The organism is Alteribacter aurantiacus DSM 18675 (genome assembly GCF_000429705.1).
Taxonomy (GTDB): domain Bacteria; phylum Bacillota; class Bacilli; order Bacillales; family Salisediminibacteriaceae; genus Alteribacter; species Alteribacter aurantiacus.
On sequence record NZ_KE386941.1, the window covers coordinates 13,880 to 34,516 of the forward strand.

Here is a 20,637-nt window from a genome sequence, read left to right on the forward strand (position 1 = left end):
ATATCATGTAAACCGTTCTTTCTAGGAGGGAAATTATGTTTCTTTTAGGAATAATACCAATAACTATTACTACATACCTATCTAATCAGTGGGATATCTTTATTTCAAATTTTGCTTTGTTTGCTGCATTAAGTGTTATACTATATTTTGTTATTCAAAAATCCGTTGAACATCGGTTCCAGAGCCGATTAACTAAACTTAAAGGTAAGGTAGACGAGGAAGTACAAGGAAAATTAATCACCTTAAAGGGAAACCTTGATCATGATTTACAATCAAAAATAGAAGTTTTGAGAAGTACACAACAAAATAAATTGGAGTCTTTAAGACTTGAGCATCAAAAGGTGTTACTAAATTTTGAGACATTCAATAGTCAACAAAATGAGCGATACCCTCAACTATATTTCTTAACCGAGCAAGCATTAGGTTATATTTATTACTTAAGAGGAATTCGAAAATTCCCCACTTTTAAAAACTCCGATATTGAAGATGTAAAAACCTATTGTGAAGTTATAGAAATGAATTCAGGAGATAAAAATAGAATTCTTTCTTTATGGCAACAAGATAGAGATAAAGCAATTTCGGAAATAGAAAGACTTAAAAACATCATTGATTATAATCGAGCTGAGGTTAAATGGTATGACGCTAACGATTATCTAATTTATAATGAGTTATATTTTTCTAATGAAATTACCGATCACTCAAGGAAATTGCTAGACTTAATGCATAAATATTGGTTAAATTTAAATCCAGTGTATCATTCATCAACTTACATGACTGACTTAAATGAAATGAGCCAGGACAACTCCGTTATAAAACAAAAAATTGATGAACAAAGGAAAATATGGAAGGTCATTATGAAAAAAGAGGTATCTGGACAAGCAACATTATAAGTTAGAAGTCTATAACTTTAAGATGGACATTTATTATAAATAAAACATCTATTGTATGTTTACCAATCCAATCACTTCGATATAAGAAAAATGAGGTGATTGCCTATGTTGCCAACAAAAGAGCAACTTATACAATATTTATCTGATAAAATGACGAACCAAGATATTGCAAAAATCTATGGAACATCGTTTCAAAAAATAATTCAACTTATTAAGGAATTTGACCTAAATCCTGATGAACTTAGGAAAGTAAATAATTTTACCGTCTATGAACATTGGTTAGATGGAGAAGTAGTATATGTCGGAAGTGGAGTATGGTATAGGTGCAGACGATATACTAATAGAAGGAACTCAGTACACAGAGAATTAATGGAAGAAGGGAAGATACAATATAAAATCGTTGAAGAGTTTGAGATCGAGGAAGATGCAAGGGAATATGAAGTACTACTAATCGATAAGTATAAGGAATTAGGTCAAGCAAAATTCAATAAACAAATTCATTAAGGCTTGACGATTTGGAGAACCAAAGTCATAATTGGTAGTAATCGTGTTAACTAAAAAAAACAAAAGTCCAACAAACTGTTGTGGCTGTTGTATTTATAAGTTATTTGGTTACTTTTGGGACTCTAAATCGTGTTCCTCACGGAGTGCCGGTTCGACCCCGGCCACCGGTACCATACATATTAGACTAACGGTTCTCATTTATGAGGACCGTTTTTTGTATTATTTTTAGCACCATACAATAGAACCAAACAATTAGAGCTGGAGTGTACCTTTATGAATAAGTATAGTTTCAATAATCCAATGAGGTTTACAGAGGAAACAATCGTTTATAACGAGCAAGGTAACCCGAGATTTCAAATGCAAGGGTTTTATAAGGGGATTACCGGATATTTATTAAAGTTGATTAACTTTCAAATAAACATTAAAGGAGTCTGCTGTGACGGAGTGCAGATGTATCTTGAACAAGAGCCTATTCTAAAGGAAGGGATTACAGGAAAGTGGAGGTTAATCACATCTAAGAGTGGTCATGCTCAAAATGAATGTATAATCCATAACAAAACTAAGATTAAAACAGATATTATGATGAATTACTATAGAGGCGATACAGTTATCGAAATGAGTTCAACTTTGATTGATAGAGGGATCTACTTTCGTGAAAGAAATACTAATAAGCTTTTAGCCAAGGCTGAGGTGCCACGAGTATATATAAAGGATTTGAAGTATGAGGTCTATGATACATCAATCAAAGAATGGGAAGTAGCTTTACTTTATTACCTATATATAATATGGAGATAAGATTTGAATATGGATAATTAATGTCAAGAAAACTGAAAAGTACAATAGAGTCTCTTAACCTTGCGAATAAAAATAATATTTTTCTCTAACCTAACGGTATCTCAATGTTGAGAACCGTTTTTGTATTTTTTGCGAAACATAGAATGTATAACTATTGAAAAGATACCAAATTTATACAAATAATCTCTCGTTTTCTCGATATACGGTGATATAATTGTAAAATAAGGAATAAATGTAGGTAATTTTAGTTTAGGGAGTAGGTGATGAATTGAAGAGAACTGTTATTACGTATGAATTAATCATGTTTCTTTTGGCGTTGGTGTCACTTGTAGTGATTTGGACGGACAATCAAACGTTCCTTATGTTAGACCGATTTGTGTTAGCAATCTTTATAGTAGATGTGTCCATTCGAATTATGCGTGCAGATAAGAAATGGGAGTACGTAAGAAAGAATCCTTTCGATATTGTAGCCATCATTCCTTTAGACGCGATTTTTCAGTTAGCTAGATTTGCTCGTTTATTTAGGGTTCTGAGAATGTTTTTAATTGGTAAGAAGTTTGCTAGACCATTCTTTTTAATTCTTAAAACAAACGGGTTAGATAAACTAATTGGTGTAACTGCAGGGCTAATCTTTTTGTCTTCTATCCCCATCCACTTTTACGAAACGTCAGTAGATACTTATCAAGATGCTATTTGGTGGTCGGTGGTTACGACAACAACTGTCGGTTATGGAGATATCTCTCCAGAAACGGGTATTGGGAGAGCGGTAGCTGTGGTTTTAATGTTTGTTGGAATCGGGCTTATTGGAATGACCACAGGGGCTATTGCTACTTTCTTTATAAAAGGAGAGGAAGAAATAAGTCCAACGATCATTTATTTAAAGGAACAAGTTAGTCGTATAGATCACCTATCTCCTAGTGAAATAGAAAATATTATTGTTATATTGGAGCGATATAAGAAAGACCAACACCGGACTTGGGCTAAAAAGGAGTCAGTCTGATGAAAAAAAGAAAGCGAAGGTATCAAAACCAGGCACAGGATCTAGCAATTGGTGATACAGTCTTAGCTATTCTCTGTATTTTATTTCTGTTAGGTGTGATAGGGATCTGGATGCAGGGTGGGGGATGAATGTTCTAGGTATCATAGCAGAAATGAGGATCATCAGGTTTTTCTATTCTTTTAATAACATACTATGGTTCTGTTTGAGAAATAGAATTATCTAGGTGTGAGAAGTGATTATATAGACTAAATGGTAAGGAGACAAATTACATGGATAATGGTATTGGAAAGTTAGCATTTGGCGCAGGTTGGACCATTTTAGTTATCGGAGCAATTGCGTCAGTTTACATTGGTTTACGGCTCATGCTAGTTCCGGCGGAGGTTGGTGTAACTGGGTATGTATTCGATGAAGGAATTAAGCATCCTTTACGATGGTTTATCGCAGGAGGTTTATTTACATTTACAACGGTTGGTGGATTAATTCTAGTTGCTATTAGTGGAGTCATTCAAGAAATCGAATATCGTAATGAAATTCGAAGTAATTCTGCTTAATCATGGATTAACCAACTGAAGTGTTTGTTTTTAGTTGGAATGGGTTTTCTGTCCATTCCTTTTATTATGTTATGAATACATCGTCCATTAAATAAAAGCAACTATTGTGACACTTTCATATTTAAATATAAACCCACCTCTACACGCAGAGGTGGGTTCCCTTATTCCTGTTTAAAACGCTCCCCAAGTCTTCGGTCCGACTATGCCATCCTGTGTGAGGCCTTTTTGACGTTGGAAGCTAATGACTGCGCTTCTTGTTTGTGGTCCGAAGATGCCGTCCGCGGTGATGTTATAGCCGTTGCTTCTGAGTTGGTTTTGCAGATTAGTAACAGCGGATCCACTGCTGCCTTGTCGTACCGTCGGCTGGTTGGTAACAATTCCGGTATTGGTCGTGGTTTTTTTTTGCGGACTGGTTGATGATGGGCTTGTGGCTTTGGCGTTTTTCAGTGCATTCCATGTGTCGGATCGGGCGACGCCATTAGCTGTGATGTTGTTGTCTTTTTGGAACTTCTTAAGGGCAGCTTCAGTGTTTCTTCCGAAGATCCCGTCAATCCCTTTTGTGCTGTAGCCTTTATTCGTCAGTTGTCGCTGAAGGTCTGTCACAGCTGCGCCACGGCTTCCCATTTGTAGCGTTGGAGTTGAAGAGCTCACTGGTACGGCTTTTGAGCCTCCGTCTAAGTTATAGCCATTGGCTTTTGCGATTGTGTTAAAAGAACTGCTTGAAGAGACGATGACGACAGGTGTGTTCACTTTGACTTTATCATAGAGCCAGCGAACTTCTTCATTGTGCATGCGAACGCAGCCGGCACTGGCGTAGGTGCCGATGGAAGCCGAGTTATTGTTTCCGTGAATCGCATACGTGGTGCCCCATGTTCCTCTTGCATTGATACCTAGCCAGCGGTCACCAAGAGGATTCCTTGAATCGCCGCCAGCTATGTTTCCTGTGTAGTATGGACGGTTTTTAATCTTGTTTACGATTTTGAATGTCCCTTCTGGCGTCATGCTTGCCGAACGACCGGTGGCTACACTGAATGTTTTCACATGCTTGTTGTTTTCATAGAAGGCTAGTTGATTGTTCGACTTGTTAATAATAATAAGCTGATCGGTACCGGACGCTTCGGTTGATGGCATTTGCCACACAAAAAAGAAGACCCCTAAGAGTATGTAGCAAAGAAGTTTTTTGATCATGATGTAATTCCCCCATAAAGTTGAAAGTTAATAAACAATATGAGGAGCGGTTTGTCCACTTTCCGATTTTAAAATAAATAATGATTATGCCTCTTAGTCGTAACCCTATTAATTAATGTGAAGTGCCTTGTCCATTTGTAATGCGTAGCTGAACGCTAGCAGCGACACTCCTGCGGCTGTGGGAGCCAGGAGAGACCCCGCAAAGGCTTTGCCTGAGGAGGCTCGCCGGCACCGCCGCGGAAAGGGAGCGGATAGCGTGAAGCGGAGATCACACACACTGAGCAAGGATTTACTCATTAAAAAACCAAGCACCATGATTGATGCTTGGAAAGGGGGGTTAAACCGACTTATCAGATGAGCGTTTCCTTGAAAGGTAGTAAAGGGTTCCTGCACCGATTGCCAGAGGTACGATCACAGGGGAGAAGCCAATCATAAAGACAACGACCCCCGAGAACATGGATACGATGCCGTTAACCGTGTTCATAAACAGCCGTTGAGCCCGCTCAAAGGTGTTTAACGATTCAGGGTCTTGAAGCGAGGACACGGCTCGTTCTTGAATGTGAATGGAAATAGTCGAGAAGGCCACATGGTTTTCAAGATAATTCATTCGTCCTTGAATGTGTTCGATTTCACCTTGTACTTCAGACAAGTCTCTTGAGATTTGCAAAAGGTCTTCCGTATTTTCCGCTTCGTCTAAAAAGGCAAGGAGTCGTTCTTCAAGAACTTCCTGCGAGCGGAGGCGTGATTCCAAGTCTACATATTCTTCCGTAACGTCATTTCCGTAAGAAGACTTTTCGAGCACGCGGGTATCGGATGACTCCAAGTCAGTCATAAATGAAAAGAAATGCTCTTGGGGGACGCGAACGGTCATGTTGCCAGAGCGGTCATCGGATGTTCCTCTTTGGTAAACGGACGATTGCAACACAAATCCACCGAGTCGCTCTACTTCTTGTTCAATTTGTTGTTGGGCTCGTTCGAAGTTCCTCACTTCAATGGCTATGTCTCCGTTATAGATGACCATTTGCGTTCGTTCAGCGTTACTTGCGGCTTCACGAGATTCCGACTCTGCCATTTCTTCATCAGCCATTTCGTACTCCCCAGCTGCCACGTCATCGCTCGCCATGTCCCTGTCATACTCCACATCACTGTCGTAAGATTCATCATAATCTCGATTGCTACAGGATGTAACCAAAAGCACCATCACCACAAACAAAAAAACGATATTCTTTTTCATCTACTGACCCCCTATTGGTCGTTTACGTAGTAGACGAGTGTATCTGGAAAAAGTTACAAACCTTTTTTTGGTTGATGATTAAAATAAAAAAGCTCTTTAAAGGAAGTCCCTTTAAAGAGCGTGGTGCTTTTATGGTACGTCATGTCCCATAGAAGAGTGCAAGATAGCAAACCACTGATCCAACGTAAGCTTGTGCTCAAGAGCTCGCACAGCGGAATCAATGCGAGCGGTCTTTCCAGAACCGACAATCGGCATGATCTTAGCCGGGTGGTTTAGGAGCCATGCATATAGCACTTCAGAAAGATCTTCTGTTCCAAGTTCTTCTGCGACCGTTGTGAGCGTATCTCTTAACCGTACGGCTTTTTCGTCATTTGAAGAGAAGATCGCTCCGCCCGCGAGAGGGGACCATGCCATAACGGGCATGCGTTTTTCCATACATAGGTCGAGTGTTCCGTCTTGAATGTTTTCAAGCTCGTAAGCAGATACTTCGACTTGATTGGTGACGAGTGCGTCATCCAAATACGATTGAAGCATGTTCAGTTGGTGACGTTTAAAGTTACTTACGCCAAAACTCCGTACTTTACCCGACGCCTTTAATTCTGAAAAGGCCTCGGCTACGTCTTCCGGATTCATCATCGGATCGGGACGGTGGATCAACAACGTGTCGATGTAATCGGTTTTCAAGTCCCGTAACGAGTTGTCCACAGAGAGGAGGATGTGTTCTTTTGACGTGTTGTAATGGTGGGACTTGTGCGCTGGGCGGTTTGGTGATTCCAAGACGATGCCGCATTTTGTGACAAGCTCCATTTTTTCTCGTAGTTCGGGTTTCGCTTCAAGGGCACGGCCGAATAGGGCTTCGCACGTGTAGCTTCCGTAAATGTCAGCGTGATCGAATGTGGTGATGCCTTTGCTTATGCAGTGTTCAATCAATTCAATGGTTTGATCAGTTGTGTAGTTCCAGTCATTTAAACGCCAAGCACCGTGAACGATGCGGGAAAACGAGATGTCTTTTGTTAACGTGATTCGCTCCATGTTAAGCACTCCTTATGTAGGTAGATGTAATGCCTTCTTTTATTTAACCATGGAATCGTGTTGTCGGCTACATATTCCATCTCCGTCTAGAGGCGTAGTGAAGAACGGTCGCGGGGCCGTGGTTTAGGTCTTTTCTACAGACTATAATAAAAATGTGAAAAATAAACAGTTATTTCTTTATAATGGAAACCGATTGGGTTTTCATTCGTAAGTAAACGAGGGTAATAAAACGGGGAAAAGAGAGGGATTTGTATGGGTTTGTTACAAAGGTTGCTTGAGCGAAAGATTGTGATTGGGCTCATGGTCGTATTGGTGTTCATGGTTGGGTTGTACTCCATCAACAAGCTTGATCGAGAGTTGATTCCATCCATTGATTTCGATATGGCGATGATTTCAGCTAGTGCAGGGGATATGCCTGTGTTGGACGTTGAAGAAAGGCTTACGAAACCGATTGAACAAGTGTTAAGCGGTACAGATGGGGTAGAGTCGTTTCAGTCCTCATCATCGGTTGGAAGCAGCTCTTTCTTTGTGGAAATTGAAGAAGGAAGAATGAAGGAAGTTACACGGGATCTTGAAGCGAATCTATCAAGCTTGGAATCTCAAATTAGCGGTGTGAATGTTATTCAAGTGTTTCCTATGAGTACCGATCAAGGTTTCGAGTTTTATATGGAAATCTCCGGCGGTTCTATGGAAGAGATGAGTGAATTTGCAAGGGGAGTCGTTAAGCCTCGTCTTGAAGGGCTTTCCTCTGTTAGGGAAGTACAGCTAAGCGGGTTGGAAGAAACGGAATATGTGATCGAATTTGACCGGGATGCTCTGATGGAGAACGGTCTTGATATGAACCAAGTGGTCGGCGCACTTCAGCAGGCCAATGTAGACATGTCTCTTGGGGAGCTCACAGCGGATGAAAATGAACCCTCCGTTCGTTGGGACACGTCATTCAAATCACTGAACGATTTGGAACAAGCGGTTGTGCCAGGGATGGATGGGCCGGTGGCGTTAAGTGATGTGGCATCGGTTTCGGTGGAAAATAACCAACACTCGTCGGTGGCTTGGAAAGACGGAAGCCGAGATTTTATTCTTGTGGAAATTGGCAGAGCGAACGGATACACGCAGCTTGATATGGCCGCGGATGTGAGGACGGAAGTAGCAGCGATCCACGAAGCGGGAGTCGGTTTCTCTTTCGGTGAACTTGTCGCACAAGCGGATTATGTGAGTTCATCTCTTGACGGGGTTACGCAAAATATTTTGATTGGTGGCTTACTAGCCCTCGTGGTTCTTCTGGTATTTTTACGTAACGTAAGAGCGACGATGATTATCGGACTTACCATTCCTGTATCGATCTTGCTAACCTTTGCGACGATGTGGGTGTTTGGATACAGCTTTAATGTCCTAACCCTTGTTGGACTTGGTCTAGGGGTTGGGATGATGGTGGATGCGTCCATCGTAATTTTGGAATCGATTTATCGTAAAAAAGAGCAAGGATACGAAGGCATGGAAGCTGTAACCAAAGGCGTACGTGAAGTTGCCACTGCAGTTATTGCCTCTATGCTCACAACGGTCGTTGTATTTGTACCTGTTGGGTTGTTTGGCGGTGACGCTGGGGTATTCATTCTCATATTGAGTGTGGTTGTGGTGATTACACTGGTGAGCTCGGTTGTAGTGTCCTTTACACTCATTCCAGCTCTTGCGGAGAACTTCTTGAAGCTTCGTGAAAAAGACCGTAAAAAGAAAAAGGAAAGCCGAATCATTGCCTCATATGGAAGTCTGATCGGTTGGTTAAGTGGGAAAAAACGACGTCGGTACTCGATGATTATGGTCTTTTTCCTCGTATTTGTCGGGTCGATTGCCCTCACTACTCAAGTCCCTCTTACACTGATGCCTGACGTATACGATCGTTACGCAGAGATTGGGGTGGAGCTTGAAAGTGGGATTACACCATCGGAAAGAGATGCGATTGCTGTAGCAGCTCATGAAAAATTGTCAGAAGTCCCTGACGTGAAGTCGAGCGTCTTTATCGACGATCCTCAGTTCATGTTCGCCATTATTAACATGACTACGGGCAATGAGGTAACGACGCCTCAGGATGAGGTGAACCTGGCTATTAACGAAGCCCTTCGAGAGCTTGAAGAAGAGTTTCCGGTTAAAAACGTCGGGATGATTACAGGACCGATGGGCGGAGCGCCGATCCAACTTACGGTCAAGGGAGAGAGCTTAGATGGGATTCAAAACATCGGTCAATCTCTTGTGAGCGAACTTGAAGAGATCGATGGTCTCGTCAATGTGGCTACCTCCATGGAAGCTACGAGTGAAGAGCGCCAGTTTGTGTTTGATGAAGAAGCCCTTGAGGAAGATGGACTGACCACAAGCGATTTGTTTATGCAGCTACAAGGCTCGTTTACAACGGTGCCTGTTGGTGAAATTGCGGAGAGTGGGCGTGCGGTTCCAGTCGTTGCTAAATCTGACTTTGTGATCGATAGCGAAGCTTCTTTGAACGATTTTGAACTCGTGACAGCAGCTGGTGTTGAACCGTTATCTACGTACATGAGTTTGGAAACAATCGAATCACCGCTTCAGATTGATCGAAATAACGGAGACCGCTATATTACCGTATCTGGTGAGATCGAGGGCCGTGATTTAGGGTCTGTGTCCCGTGATGTTCAGAGCGTAATTAGTGATTATGAAGTGCCAGTCGGCTATTCTGTATCCACGGCTGGTGATATGGAAGCGCAACAAGAAATGATCATGGATCTTCTTGTAGTGTTAGGGATCTCAATTTTCCTTGTGTACCTTGTGATGGCTGTCCAGTTTAACAGTCTCGTTCATCCTGTAATCGTCATGAGCGTGATCCCGATGACGGTGATCGGATCGATTTTGGCTCTCTTAATCACGCAGCGAGAGTTAAGCGTGTTATCGGCACTCGGATTACTCATGTTAATTGGGGTTGTGTTAAACAATGCGATCCTATTGATTGACCGTACGAAGCAGCTACGAAACGAAGGCTTGGATGTGAATGAAGCGGTGAAAGAAGCTGGGAAGAATCGGATCCGTCCAATCTTTATGACCACATTAACGACGGTGGGGGGGATGATGCCGCTTGCTTTGGCAACGGGAAGCGCCAGTGCTTATCAAGCGCCTCTTGCCACGGTCATTATCGGAGGCCTGTTGTTTGCGACGTTTATAACATTAGTTTTAATTCCGTCTGTATACCTACTATTTGAGGATGTAGGACGTGGCTTTAAGCGCTTGTTTAGGCGAAAAAAGAAGAAGCAAGCGGAAATGATTGATGTAGCGTCTTAACGTTACATGAAAAAAGCAAAAAGCCCAAAGGCGCGTCGTCGCTTTTGGGCTATTCTTATATTGAGAAAAGGAAATTGGCTGTGGCGATGATACGTGCTGAGACCTACCCGTTAATAATATCCCCGCCGTTTACGTGAATCACTTGGCCTGACACATAGGAAGAGTCTCCGGACGCGAGGTAAACATAGCTTGGGGCTAGTTCAGCGGGCTGTCCTGGTCGCCCCATCGGGCTGTTTGATCCAAAGTCGGCCACGTCGTCTTCTGGGAATGAAGCAGGAATGAGCGGTGTCCAAATTGGACCCGGTGCTACTCCGTTTACTCGAATGCCTTTTTTTACAAGGTTCTCAGACAGAGACCGAGTGAGAGCGACGAGTGCCCCTTTTGTAGACGCGTAATCCATAAGAACAGGCATGCCTCGGTACGCAACGATGGAAACAGAGTTGATGATGGTACTGCCTTCTTTTAGGTGATCAAGTGCAGCCTGTGTAAGGTAAAAAGCAGAGAAAATGTTCGTTTGGAACGTCCTGTGAAGTTGTTCGCTCGTGATGTCTCTCAAGTCTTTTGCATAATGTTGTTCCGCTGCGTTATTAATTAAGCAATCGAGCTGACCAAATTCACTCACTGTTTTTTCTACGAGATCACGGCAAAATTGCTCATCACCAATGTCACCAGCATAGATTTCGCATTTAACACCTTTATCTTCAACGAGCTTTTTCGTTGTTCCGGCATCGTCATGTTCGTCTTTGTAGGCAATCGCTACGTTAGCTCCTTCTTTTGCAAAAGCGATAGCGACGGCCCTACCAATACCACTATCTCCACCGGTTATGAGTGCGACTTTATCTTTTAGTTTGCCGCTACCTATGTAGTCGGGGTCATCAAAAATTGGCATTGGATCCATCTCTGTTTCAAGTCCCGGCTGCTTCTTTTGAACTTGTTTTGGTTGTCCGTTCGTTTGCATGTTTTTCACTTCTTCATATCTCACGTTCGTCACTCTCCTCCATTGGTTTCTTTTGTCCATTTCCAGTTTCCCCAAGTTGTAAACCGAGTATTGATGAATTTCGGTCTTTTTACCTTGTTTTAAGATGACGGTGTACATTCACATTACAGTTGTTTTATCATGTGCATGCCTTTTACGGGTCATCCATCTTCAGCTCATGTCTTCTTTGTTTATGTATAAAAGCATGACGCTTTCCGAAAACATCTTGCTGTAATGAGGTTTAAGAGGGCGGGTTAACGGAAATAGCCCAGTACGACAACAATGATAACCTGTAGAGGAGGTTCACAGGCATGAACCATTATACTGTAAGACCGAATAAAGACGCCGATGAATGGTTTGTAAAAATGGAAGACGTTGCATCGGAGTCGTCATACGATAAAATAGATGAAGCAATCCGCCAAGCGGAGATAGTAGCAAGTGACAATCGACCAGCAAAACTCATCATTTACAACCACCTTCAAGAAATTGTGGATGAAAAAACGTTCAAGTAAGCACAAAAAAACGCTCAAGGAATTCCTTATGAGCGTTTTTTTCTTTATATGAATTTTGGATCGAGTGTCTACGGATGAGAGTGTGAAAATTACTTTACCGCATTTTCAATACACGTGATCAAGCGCTGTTCTACATCATTTGCAGCCGTTCTGACTTCAGGATTGTCCACATGTTCCATTAGAGACGTTGGTTTTGGCATGCCTACAAATGTTTCACCGTTATGGGTGTATACAACTACTTTACAGGGTAAAAAGTAGCCAGTCATTTTCGTGAGTTCCAATACGTGCTTCGCATCTTTGGGGTTGCATACTTCAAGGATATAGTAATCATCATCGTAGCCGAGCCCTTTTTCTTCTAGTTTTTCTTTTACGTTAAATGACCAAAGCACACCAAAGGATTCATCTTTTAGTGACATTTCAAGGTCATTCACTACCTCCACAGGATTCTTGTCCGTTTTAACAGTAAAATCAAAGCTCATAGAATTGTGCCTCCTTTTTTAAAACGTATAGCCTTCTTTGGATAGCATAAAACGTCATTAGTGGTCTCGGTGCTCCCTCATCTTAAGAAGAAGGTAAAATTTTTCCAACTCTCTTCTAACTAGTCCTAAGGTGATTTGACATTAAGATAATCGGGTAGTAAAATACATAACAAGTCAAAACAAGCGGGTGTAGTTTAGTGGTAAAACCTCAGCCTTCCAAGCTGATGATGTGGGTTCGATTCCCATCACCCGCTCCAATAAAGAATTCATCGAAGTAGTGTTTCAGTTGAAACGCTACTTTTTCAATGTGTATAAAAAATGGAGACAAGGCGCAGGGGTATATTTTTCAGGAAAGGTGGTGGAAACAGTGACATCAGCCCATTTAAAAGAACAAATCATTGCATATAGTAAGACCATAGGTGTTGATAAGATTGGTTTTGCGTCAACCGATCCTTTTCTTACGCTTAAGGATCGCTTGATTGCTCATCGAGAATTGGGCTACGAATCCGGTTTTGAAGAGCCGGATCTAGATAAACGTACTGAACCATCACAATTATTGCCTGAAGCGAAAACAATCATTGCGATTGCTTTGGCTTACCCATCAAAAATGAAAAATGCCCCTGTTTCCAAAAAGGGAGAGCGTCGAGGGATCTTTTGTAGAGCGTCATGGGGGGAGGACTATCACCACATTCTTCGCCGGAAATTGGCGCAGCTTGAAGACTTTATTCAAGAGAAGATCCCAGGTGCTAAAAGTGTCTCCATGGTCGATACAGGTGAGCTTTCTGACAGAGCGGTGGCCGAGCGAGCGGGAATTGGATGGAGCGGAAAAAATTGCGCTATCATATCTCACGAGTTTGGGTCGTATATGTATTTAGGTGAGCTCGTTACGACGCTGTCTCTTCCGCCTGATCAACCGATTGAAGACCAATGTGGAACGTGTAACAAATGTGTGGATGCTTGTCCTACCGGAGCTCTCGTCCAAGGTGGTCAGCTTGATTCAGGAAAGTGCATTGCCTACTTAACCCAAACAAAGGATTTTTTACCGGACCGCTTTCGAAAGAAGCTTGGGAACCGGCTATACGGTTGCGATACGTGTCAGGTGGTGTGCCCTGAAAACAAAGGAAAGAATGCTGATCATCATGAAGAGATGCAACCCGATCCTGAGGTCGTCAAGCCAAAGCTCGAACCGTTGCTTACCATTAGTAACCGGGAGTTCAAAAACACGTATGGGAACATTGCAGGCTCTTGGAGGGGAAAAAAGCCGATTCAGCGTAATGCTATCATTGCTTTGGCCCACTTCAAGGAAACATCTTCTTTGCCCACATTGTACACTCTTTTGACCGATGATCCCCGTCCCGTTATTCGCGGAACAGCAGCATGGGCAATCGGAACAATCGGAGGAGGCGAAAAATCGGAAAAAGCACTTAAACAGGCGAAAGAAAGAGAAAAAGACACGGATGTGCAAGCTGAAATCGCCAAGGGGCTTCATGTCCTTTTAAACGAGCGTATATAGCCTTGGAAAGTATTGTTCTTGTCCAGTAGGATAAGGATATCGCTGTCAATCACTTGCACGGTGTGGAATTTAAGTTAGGACTGAAATGAGGGGTTAGTTATGTCGAAACGGTCATTCATTTACTATACGGAAATGGATAGTCCGATCGGAGCCTTAACGATTGCAAGCACAGATTTTGGTGTTTGCTTAGTCGAATTCGGTCCGGTAAAAGAAACATGTTCAAGCATTCAAATATGGACGAAAAAGCAATTCATGAATGCCGAGCTAAAAGAGGACCCGGAAAAACTTCAGCCGGTTGTTGATCAGTTGAAGGAATACTTTGCCGGCACACGAACAACATTCGATCTCGAGCTTGATTTAGTGGGCACGAGGTTTCAATGCCTTGTCTGGGAAAGAGTTAAAAAAATCCCTTACGGCCAAACAAAGTCATACAAGCAGATTGCAATGGAGATCGGAGCACCAAAAGCTGTGCGTGCAATCGGTGGATCCAACAACAAGAATCCGGTCCCTATCATCGTTCCGTGCCACCGCGTAATCGGAAACAACGGTTCCATGGTCGGATATGGCGGAGGACTGGATAAGAAAGAACATCTTCTTAAAATGGAAGGTGCCATAGAGAAAATTTCGTAATCATTTGATGAGCTCCTGCTTTTTAGCACGGAGCTCTTTTATTTTGATTTTGGGTGAGGAGTGACAAGACTGACGGTGGTGAGTCTTATAGCGCTATTTTAGGTTCTGGTGCAAGTGGCCCTCCTATGCGTCCTTACAGAAGCTATCATGATCATGAACCGTTCGTGCATAGGATAGTGATAGAGCAATTCAAGGGGGCGACACGATGAATAGGGGACTGAGGCGTTTAAAGGAATACGTGAAACAGTGTCATGAATGTTACGTGTCCAAGGATGGAGAGCTACCTTACTTACGAACTCACGAAAGCGAAGCCTACCAACGTAAAGTAGAGCAATACAACAAGCGTGGCGCTGAAATCGTAAAGAACATCGTCGATGGAAAGGTGATTAGTCAGAAGCATTACGGAGTTCAAGAGCTCATCGATTACGTGCTTGTTTTTCAACATCTGATCCGTCACGGGAAACGTTTTTACTTTGAAGAGCAGGTTCAGTATCGCCGGGCGGTACTCATGGACGATGACTTGGTGGATGATTACTTGCTCATCGAAGAAGGAAACGACATGGAAGAACGGGATGTTAGTGATCCGGTTGGATTTGGTGTGGAAACGGAAGAGCCCCCTGACTTTAGAGGGTATAACCGATTGGAAGTGGTTAAGTACGCGGAGCGGTGGTGGAATACACCGAACCCCGCGTATAAGAAGTTCGAAAATAATTGTACGAATTACTTGTCCCAATGCTTGAAGGCAGGGGGAATTCCTATGACTGGATCGGGCAATCGCTCAAAGGGGTGGTGGTACACTGGAAGCAATTGGAGCTACAGTTGGACAGTGGCGAACGCCTTTCGTTGGTACTTAAGTGGAGTCAAATCCACAATCAGAGCGAGAGAGGTATCTTCTCCAAAGGAGCTCATTCGAGGGGATGTGATTTGTTATGACTTCACAGGAGACGGAAACTGGCAGCATACGACTATCGTTGTGGCAAAAGACGAGAACAATATGCCTCTTGTGAACGCCAATACAACGAACAGCCGCATGCGCTACTGGGCATACGAAGATTCCACCGCCTGGACACCAAATATCAAATACAAATACTTTCACATCATCGACTAAAAATGTTCGGGGGTCAACGTTCGGGGGTCTGTCCCCCGAACGTTTTGTCAATCCTATTGACAGAATAGAAAACATAGCTAATCGGCTTTAGGCAATGGGGGCGCAAAGTCAATGGAAAAATGGAAATTGTGCGGGGACAGACCCCCGAACGTTTTCGTGGTATAATACGGTGTGGTAATTCGAGATCTTTTTTGAGGTGAAAGTATGGGCATTCATGTTGTTTTATATCAACCGGAAATCCCTGCAAACACGGGAAACATTGCGAGAACGTGTGCAGGTACTAATACAGCGTTACACTTGATTCGTCCGTTAGGGTTTTCAACGGATGATCGTATGCTAAAGCGAGCTGGCTGTGATTACTGGCCAAGCGTAAAGATTCATTATTATGACTCCCTTGAGGAGCTAATCGAGTCCTACGAGGACGGAGAGTTTTTCTTTATCGAAACGATCGGTGAGAAATACTATCACGAATTCGACTATAGTGAGACGGACAAGGACTACTTTTTCGTGTTCGGACGTGAAACCACAGGACTACCTGAAGCGGTCACGGAAAAGTATGCCGATCGATGCTTTAGAATTCCTCAAACCGATAATGTAAGGTCACTCAACTTGTCGAACACAGCGGCAATTTTGGTGTATGAAGCGTTGCGTCAGCAGTCGTTTCGTGAGTTGACGTAATTAGACAAGGGGCAGCGAACCAACCAGACTAAAGGAGCCAGGTTGGTTCGTTGAGGTGGTGAGAGAGCAGGATTCATTATAAAAGTGGAATTTTTCATTATAAGTTTGAATTATTCATTATAAATCTCCCAATATTCATTAAAAGGTTGAAAGATTCATTATATATCACGAAAAATTCATTATATCCGCATATCCGCATATCCTCATATTCGCCTGCCCTCCCCTCCTCCCAATCCCTTAACAACCTCTCCTCTTTTATGGCACAAAAGCCCCAATTCAAACTTCCTGAAAGATATTCCTTGCAAACAACCTCTCTCTCTACTAAAATACTAAATAAGCAACAAATGGAAACAACAAACACAATATATAGTACAAACGCTGAAATTTAGGTGTCATGCAGACTTAATAGGGAATTCGGTAGCTATCGCCATGTGTCAACAAATAACGTCGCATAGGCAATGGCATTGAAACCGAAACTGTCCCCGCAACTGTGAATGCTGACGAAACGAGAATCCACTGTACCGATCAAGGTCCACGAGCAGCGCCAGAGCGCATGCTCAATCAAAAGGACTTGGCTTTAAAGTATGGGAAGGCTCGGAGTAGGACGACGCATGAGTCAGGAGACCTGCCTGGATTTCGAGAGTTTCATGTCTTCGGGGATTGAGTGCATGGAGCGGCAGGGACCAATATAAATACTTGCAACTCAAGGGTCAAAATCGACTTTTGTGACTGTGGAGTATTGCGTCACATCAAAATCCCTTTCTGCCGTTTTTCCTAGTACATCCAACTCTTTCCCGCGAGGAAAGAGTTTTTATTTTGCCCAAAATGAGAGGAGAAACGATGATGATTGAAGCGAAAAAGGATCATACGTTAACGGAACAGCTTACAGATGAATTTCAACACCTGGACTGGAGCAACTGGGAGACAGCTAATAAATCGACGAAAGACTTGCAGCAGCAAGCGCTCGATCGTCTTTGTATGGAAGAACCGGATTGGACGTACGTAGCAGCAAGGTACCGCCTAAACGAACTGTACGAAACGATTGCGGCCGACCGTTTTTGTGATTCCGAAAACGTTTATGAACGATTTCCAGAGACGATCAACTACTTAACCAACGACAGAATCTACTCGAAAGCGATACGCCATCACTATAATGAACAAGACCAACGAGAGTTAATGAAAGCGATCGACCCAGCACTTGATAAACAATTTACTTTCCTTGGGCTACATACGTTTATTGACCGGTATTTGGCAAAAAATCATGAGAATCATGTGGTGGAATTACCTCAAGAGCGATTCATGGTTATTGCGATGGTTCTTATGCAAAACGAACCAAAAGACAAGCGTCTAAGTCTTGTAAAAGAAGCGTATTGGGCCATGGCCAACTTGTATATGACGGTTGCCACGCCAACCCTATCCAATGCCGGGAAAACGCACGGTCAGCTGTCTAGTTGTTTCATTGATACGATGGATGATAGCTTACGGGGCATTTTCGATACGACGACCGATGCGGCAACATTAAGTAAAAACGGCGGAGGCATTGGCATTTACCTTGGTAAAGTCCGTTCGAAAGGATCGTCAATTAAGGGCTTTAAAGGAAATTCTTCTGGCGTCCTACCTTGGATGAAGCAGCTGAATAACACAGCGGTAAGTGTGGATCAGCTCGGACAACGCCAAGGAGCAATCGCCGTCTACTTGGATGTGTGGCATAAAGATATCTTTCAATTTCTTGATGCGAAGTTAAATAACGGTGATGAACGCCAGCGTACACACGATCTTTTTACAGGGATAAGCTTACCCGATCTTTTTATGGAAAGAGTAGAATCCCGTGAAGATTGGTATTTATTTGACCCACACGAAGTAAGGCAGCAGATGGGCTTTTCACTTGAAGACAGCTTTGATGAGCAAAAAGGAGAAGGGACATTTCGTCAAAGGTACGAAGCTTGCGTTCAAAACCCGGACTTGTCCCATCACAAGGTACCGGCTATTGATATCATGAAACGAATCATGATTTCGCAGCTTGAAACGGGAACGCCATACATGTTTTACCGAGATGAAGCGAACCGCATGAATCCGAATGCTCACAAAGGAATGATCTATGGTTCCAATTTGTGTACAGAAATCATGCAAAACATGAGTCAAACGACGGTCATTGAAGAAACGACGCGGGACGGTACAATTATCATCACAAAACATGCCGGTGATTATGTGGTGTGTAATCTTAGTTCTGTTAATCTCTCAAAGGCTGTTCCTGAAGACGTTCTTGAGCGACTGATTCCGATTCAGGTTCGCATGCTTGATAACGTGATTGATGTAAACGATTTGGAAGTTCCTCAAGCAAAGCTTACAAATGAAAAATACAGAGGCATTGGTCTTGGAACATACGGATGGCACCACCTTCTGGCCCTTGAAGGGATTCGTTGGGAAAGCGAGGATGCTGTGAACTACGCTGACGGGTTGTACGAAAAAATCGCCCGCCTTACGATTGAAGCCAGTGCACAGTTGGCAAAAGAAAAAGGCACGTATCCGGCCTATAGTGGGTCTGATTGGGATAAAGGAACGTATTTTTCGAAGCGCGGACTCGGGTCGAATTGGGATAAAACAATGAAGAAGGTTGAACAACACGGAGTGAGGAATGGTTATCTCATGGCGATTGCCCCTAATTCATCTACGGCAATTTTGGCAGGAACGACGGCGTCGATTGACCCGATTTACCGAAAAGAATACGCCGAAGAAAAGAAGAACTTCCGAATTCCAGTTACAGCTCCGGACCTTACGCCTGATACGACGTGGTTTTATAAAGCAGCTCACGACATCGATCAGCACTGGAGCATTAAGCAAAATGCCCAAAGGCAGCGCTACATTGATCAAGGAATTTCCTTTAATTTCTATGTGAAAAACACGATAAAAGCAAAAGAACTTTTAGGTCTTCATATGCAAGCTTGGAAAGAGGGGCTGAAGACCACGTATTACGTGAGGTCTACATCCAGTGAAATTGAAGACTGTGAAAGCTGTGCAAGCTAAAAAGGAGTGAGAGAAGTGGATTCATTAAAAGAACGAAAGCTCTATGATGTAACGGCACCAAACGCCTCTACAGGAATAATTAACGGGGAAAGCTCGAACGTACTAAACTGGGATGATACCCGGTTTAGCTGGGCTTATCCTCTTTACAAGAACATGCTCGCCAATTTTTGGACACCGTTTGAAATTAACATGAGTACTGATATTAAGCAGTATGAAAAACTTGAAGCTCACGAACAAGAAGCCTTTAACAAAATCATCGGGTTACTCGCCTTTTTAGACAGCATCCAAACGGACTATTCTATGCACGTGGCACGCTACTTGACAGACTCTAGTCTTAGCGCGTTGATGACGGTCTTGTCTTTTCAAGAAGTGGTCCATAACCAAAGTTACTCGTACGTTCTATCGAGTGTCACGAGTAAACAAAAACAAGATGAGATCTTTGAGTATTGGAAGCACGATCCTGTTCTTAGGGAGAGAAATGATTTTATCGCTCAAGGTTACGAAGCCTTTGTTAAAAATCCGACGCCTCAAACCTTTCTTGAGTCGATTGTCTACGACGTTATTTTGGAAGGGCTGAACTTTTATTCGGGCTTTAGTTTCTTTTACAATATGGCACGAAATCAAAAGCTTGTATCTACGTCTACAATGATCAATTACATCAACAGGGACGAACAGCTCCACGTCCATCTGTTTGCTAATATCTTTAAAGCCCTTCTTAAAGAACATCCGGAGCTAAATACGGAGAAAAACCATCGTTTTGTGCAAGAGACGTTTAAAAAAGCAGCGGAACTTGAAATCAATTGGGCTCACTATTTGTTCAAAGAACCGATAGAAGGCATCAACTTGAACGATCTTGAGGCGTACATTAAGTTTATGGCGAACAAGAGAGTAAACGAGCTCGGAATTGAAAGACCTTTTGAAGGGTACCGAAAAAATCCAATGAGATGGATTAAAATCTATGAAGATGTGAATAGCGGAAAGACCGATTTTTTTGAACAAAAATCAAGACAATATACAAAAGTGGGAACGGACAACGGATTTGATGATTTATAGTGAAACTGCCTCTTTACGGAGGCGGTTTTTTCTTGTTTTAAAAAAGGATATTATTTTTTTATATTAAATAAGAAGTTTTTTTTGAGGTAAAACCGTTGGTATCTCTGGAGTCACCCTTATTTAATATTCAGAAAAGAAAAAACGTTGTTAAATTTAACGTTTACATTAAA

Annotated in this window: 18 protein-coding genes, 1 tRNA gene and 1 riboswitch; of the genes, 14 read left to right on the forward strand and 5 right to left on the reverse strand. The window is 42.6% G+C overall.

The window, feature by feature from the left end:
• The first annotated feature begins 35 nt into the window (after nucleotides 1-35).
• From G476_RS0103220 to G476_RS0103245, 5 genes are all read left to right on the forward strand, one after another.
• Complete coding sequence (locus tag G476_RS0103220) at nucleotides 36-890, forward strand: hypothetical protein (RefSeq protein ID WP_026688802.1); 855 nt, start codon at nucleotides 36-38, stop codon at nucleotides 888-890.
• A gap of 105 nt (nucleotides 891-995) precedes the next feature.
• A complete protein-coding gene (locus G476_RS0103225) occupies nucleotides 996-1,394 on the forward strand; it encodes a hypothetical protein (protein WP_026688803.1) in 399 nt (132 codons plus the stop codon).
• Nucleotides 1,395-1,667: 273 nt separating this feature from the next.
• Entirely contained in the window at nucleotides 1,668-2,189 is a 522-nt protein-coding gene (locus G476_RS0103230) for a tubby C-terminal domain-like protein (RefSeq protein ID WP_026688804.1), read from the forward strand.
• A 268-nt stretch (nucleotides 2,190-2,457) separates the two neighbouring features.
• A complete protein-coding gene (locus tag G476_RS0103235; protein ID WP_026688805.1) occupies nucleotides 2,458-3,189 on the forward strand; it encodes a potassium channel family protein in 732 nt (243 codons plus the stop codon).
• A 269-nt stretch (nucleotides 3,190-3,458) separates the two neighbouring features.
• Nucleotides 3,459-3,740, forward strand: coding sequence for a hypothetical protein (locus tag G476_RS0103245; RefSeq protein WP_026688806.1), 282 nt, complete (start codon nucleotides 3,459-3,461; stop codon nucleotides 3,738-3,740).
• 171 nt (nucleotides 3,741-3,911) lie between these two features.
• On the opposite strand, the gene G476_RS0103250 is transcribed toward G476_RS0103245, so the two are convergent.
• The 3 genes from G476_RS0103250 to G476_RS0103260 form a co-directional block, all read right to left on the reverse strand.
• Nucleotides 3,912-4,928: a L,D-transpeptidase family protein gene (locus G476_RS0103250; protein ID WP_035186059.1), complete on the reverse strand. Its 1,017-nt coding sequence runs from the start codon at nucleotides 4,926-4,928 to the stop codon at nucleotides 3,912-3,914.
• Between the two features lie 337 nt (nucleotides 4,929-5,265).
• A complete protein-coding gene (locus G476_RS21165; RefSeq protein WP_051314632.1) occupies nucleotides 5,266-6,162 on the reverse strand; it encodes a DUF4349 domain-containing protein in 897 nt (298 codons plus the stop codon).
• A gap of 129 nt (nucleotides 6,163-6,291) precedes the next feature.
• A complete protein-coding gene (locus tag G476_RS0103260; RefSeq protein ID WP_026688808.1) occupies nucleotides 6,292-7,194 on the reverse strand; it encodes an aldo/keto reductase in 903 nt (300 codons plus the stop codon).
• 252 nt (nucleotides 7,195-7,446) lie between these two features.
• Between G476_RS0103260 and G476_RS0103265 the strand changes: the two genes are divergently transcribed.
• On the forward strand, nucleotides 7,447-10,494 hold the full coding sequence (locus tag G476_RS0103265; protein ID WP_026688809.1) for an efflux RND transporter permease subunit: 3,048 nt from the start codon (nucleotides 7,447-7,449) through the stop codon (nucleotides 10,492-10,494).
• 103 nt (nucleotides 10,495-10,597) lie between these two features.
• Here G476_RS0103265 and G476_RS0103270 read toward each other — a convergent pair whose 3' ends face one another.
• On the reverse strand, nucleotides 10,598-11,452 hold the full coding sequence (locus G476_RS0103270; RefSeq protein ID WP_035186604.1) for an SDR family oxidoreductase: 855 nt from the start codon (nucleotides 11,450-11,452) through the stop codon (nucleotides 10,598-10,600).
• Between the two features lie 329 nt (nucleotides 11,453-11,781).
• On the opposite strand from G476_RS0103270, the gene G476_RS0103275 reads away from it, so the two are divergent.
• Nucleotides 11,782-11,982 (forward strand): DUF2188 domain-containing protein, encoded by a 201-nt coding sequence (locus G476_RS0103275; RefSeq protein WP_026688811.1) that lies wholly within the window; start codon nucleotides 11,782-11,784, stop codon nucleotides 11,980-11,982.
• A gap of 89 nt (nucleotides 11,983-12,071) precedes the next feature.
• On the opposite strand, the gene G476_RS0103280 is transcribed toward G476_RS0103275, so the two are convergent.
• Complete coding sequence (locus tag G476_RS0103280; protein ID WP_026688812.1) at nucleotides 12,072-12,461, reverse strand: DUF302 domain-containing protein; 390 nt, start codon at nucleotides 12,459-12,461, stop codon at nucleotides 12,072-12,074.
• Between the two features lie 183 nt (nucleotides 12,462-12,644).
• Here G476_RS0103280 and G476_RS0103285 point away from each other — a divergent pair.
• The 7 genes from G476_RS0103285 to G476_RS0103315 all read left to right on the forward strand — a co-directional run bounded on the left by G476_RS0103285 (nucleotide 12,645) and on the right by G476_RS0103315 (nucleotide 20,467).
• Nucleotides 12,645-12,718 (forward strand) — tRNA-Gly (locus G476_RS0103285).
• A gap of 110 nt (nucleotides 12,719-12,828) precedes the next feature.
• Complete coding sequence (queG, locus tag G476_RS0103290) at nucleotides 12,829-13,974, forward strand: tRNA epoxyqueuosine(34) reductase QueG (protein ID WP_026688813.1); 1,146 nt, start codon at nucleotides 12,829-12,831, stop codon at nucleotides 13,972-13,974.
• Nucleotides 13,975-14,073: 99 nt separating this feature from the next.
• Nucleotides 14,074-14,604: a methylated-DNA--[protein]-cysteine S-methyltransferase gene (locus G476_RS0103295; protein ID WP_026688814.1), complete on the forward strand. Its 531-nt coding sequence runs from the start codon at nucleotides 14,074-14,076 to the stop codon at nucleotides 14,602-14,604.
• 205 nt (nucleotides 14,605-14,809) lie between these two features.
• Nucleotides 14,810-15,712, forward strand: a complete 903-nt coding sequence (locus G476_RS0103300) for an amidase domain-containing protein (RefSeq protein WP_026688815.1) — start codon at nucleotides 14,810-14,812, stop codon at nucleotides 15,710-15,712.
• A gap of 204 nt (nucleotides 15,713-15,916) precedes the next feature.
• Nucleotides 15,917-16,390, forward strand: coding sequence for a tRNA (uridine(34)/cytosine(34)/5-carboxymethylaminomethyluridine(34)-2'-O)-methyltransferase TrmL (gene trmL, locus G476_RS0103305; protein ID WP_026688816.1), 474 nt, complete (start codon nucleotides 15,917-15,919; stop codon nucleotides 16,388-16,390).
• Between the two features lie 370 nt (nucleotides 16,391-16,760).
• Nucleotides 16,761-17,037, forward strand: a riboswitch (cobalamin riboswitch).
• Nucleotides 17,038-17,215: 178 nt separating this feature from the next.
• A complete protein-coding gene (locus G476_RS0103310; RefSeq protein ID WP_156906580.1) occupies nucleotides 17,216-19,414 on the forward strand; it encodes a ribonucleoside-diphosphate reductase subunit alpha in 2,199 nt (732 codons plus the stop codon).
• 15 nt (nucleotides 19,415-19,429) lie between these two features.
• A complete protein-coding gene (locus G476_RS0103315; RefSeq protein WP_026688818.1) occupies nucleotides 19,430-20,467 on the forward strand; it encodes a ribonucleotide-diphosphate reductase subunit beta in 1,038 nt (345 codons plus the stop codon).
• The last annotated feature ends 170 nt before the right edge of the window (nucleotides 20,468-20,637 follow it).

What these genes read in the sequence shown, in the direction of transcription:
- G476_RS21165 (WP_051314632.1), bottom strand. Translation starts at nt 6,162, where the DNA reads ATGAAAAAGAATATCGTTTTTTTGTTTGTGGTGATGGTGCTTTTGGTT.
- G476_RS0103295 (WP_026688814.1), top strand. Translation starts at nt 14,074, where the DNA reads ATGTCGAAACGGTCATTCATTTACTATACGGAAATGGATAGTCCGATC.
- G476_RS0103220 (WP_026688802.1), top strand. Translation starts at nt 36, where the DNA reads ATGTTTCTTTTAGGAATAATACCAATAACTATTACTACATACCTATCT.
- G476_RS0103265 (WP_026688809.1), top strand. Translation starts at nt 7,447, where the DNA reads ATGGGTTTGTTACAAAGGTTGCTTGAGCGAAAGATTGTGATTGGGCTC.
- G476_RS0103260 (WP_026688808.1), bottom strand. Translation starts at nt 7,194, where the DNA reads ATGGAGCGAATCACGTTAACAAAAGACATCTCGTTTTCCCGCATCGTT.
- G476_RS0103280 (WP_026688812.1), bottom strand. Translation starts at nt 12,461, where the DNA reads ATGAGCTTTGATTTTACTGTTAAAACGGACAAGAATCCTGTGGAGGTA.
- G476_RS0103225 (WP_026688803.1), top strand. Translation starts at nt 996, where the DNA reads ATGTTGCCAACAAAAGAGCAACTTATACAATATTTATCTGATAAAATG.
- G476_RS0103310 (WP_156906580.1), top strand. Translation starts at nt 17,216, where the DNA reads ATGAGAGGAGAAACGATGATGATTGAAGCGAAAAAGGATCATACGTTA.
- G476_RS0103250 (WP_035186059.1), bottom strand. Translation starts at nt 4,928, where the DNA reads ATGATCAAAAAACTTCTTTGCTACATACTCTTAGGGGTCTTCTTTTTT.
- G476_RS0103300 (WP_026688815.1), top strand. Translation starts at nt 14,810, where the DNA reads ATGAATAGGGGACTGAGGCGTTTAAAGGAATACGTGAAACAGTGTCAT.
- G476_RS0103275 (WP_026688811.1), top strand. Translation starts at nt 11,782, where the DNA reads ATGAACCATTATACTGTAAGACCGAATAAAGACGCCGATGAATGGTTT.
- trmL (WP_026688816.1), top strand. Translation starts at nt 15,917, where the DNA reads ATGGGCATTCATGTTGTTTTATATCAACCGGAAATCCCTGCAAACACG.
- G476_RS0103230 (WP_026688804.1), top strand. Translation starts at nt 1,668, where the DNA reads ATGAATAAGTATAGTTTCAATAATCCAATGAGGTTTACAGAGGAAACA.
- G476_RS0103245 (WP_026688806.1), top strand. Translation starts at nt 3,459, where the DNA reads ATGGATAATGGTATTGGAAAGTTAGCATTTGGCGCAGGTTGGACCATT.
- G476_RS0103270 (WP_035186604.1), bottom strand. Translation starts at nt 11,452, where the DNA reads ATGCAAACGAACGGACAACCAAAACAAGTTCAAAAGAAGCAGCCGGGA.